Raw genomic sequence first — 792 nt, forward strand, 5'->3', positions numbered from 1 at the left:
CTCATATTCACCCAAAACTTGTGTATTGTATTTCCCATCAAAATAAGGATTGATCCAGACACGCTTATCCTCCTCAAAGGGAATAGAGCCACTAAAGACAAGCTCATCTTCATTAAGATTCTTTGCTTGATCCTTTTGAAAGAAGAGGAGGTCTGTGGTCACTTGAGTACCTGCAATCTTTTTAAAAACCGTATCCGGCAAACGAACTCCCCCTAAAAAATGAGTGTTGGATTTAATTTCTTGTAAGACATTATCTGTCCGCTTATCCATTGTCCCGATAGATGAGATAATCGACACTTGTCCTCCATCTCTTACTAAATCAAGTGAGTGTTTGACAAAGTAATCATGAATCATATAAGGTTTATCATAGTTTTTATCTGCAATCCGAAAATTTCCAAACGGAACATTCGTTAAGACTAAATCAAAACTATTATTTTGATAGGGGACTTCTTCAAATCCTCGCACTTCAATATGGGTATTGGGGTGGAGTTGTTTTGCGATTGCGCCTGTCACGCTGTCTAATTCAACTCCATAGAGTTCTGATCTCTCTCGTATACTGCTAGGCATAGCCGCAAAGAAGTTCCCAGTCCCCATAGAAGGATCTAATATCCTTCCTCCCTCAAAACCATCATCCAGTAATTTTTGCCAAATCTGGCGAATAATCATTGGGTCTGTATAATAGGCTGTAAGAGAACTTTGTTTCATGGTGGAGTATTCTGATTTACTTACTAAGCTTCTAAGAGTTAAACGTTCTGATTCGTACTTTGGATTGAGTTCATCGAAAAATTCATT

The 792-nt window shown here is 38.1% G+C and carries 1 protein-coding gene; it reads right to left on the reverse strand.

The features are described 5' to 3' along the window. Positions 1-792 (reverse strand): N-6 DNA methylase (locus tag HMPREF2701_RS01510; protein ID WP_148130494.1); only part of this gene is annotated, 792 nt, incomplete at both ends.

Source organism: Streptococcus sp. HMSC077D04 (genome assembly GCF_001808785.1).
Lineage (GTDB): Bacteria > Bacillota > Bacilli > Lactobacillales > Streptococcaceae > Streptococcus > Streptococcus mitis_BX.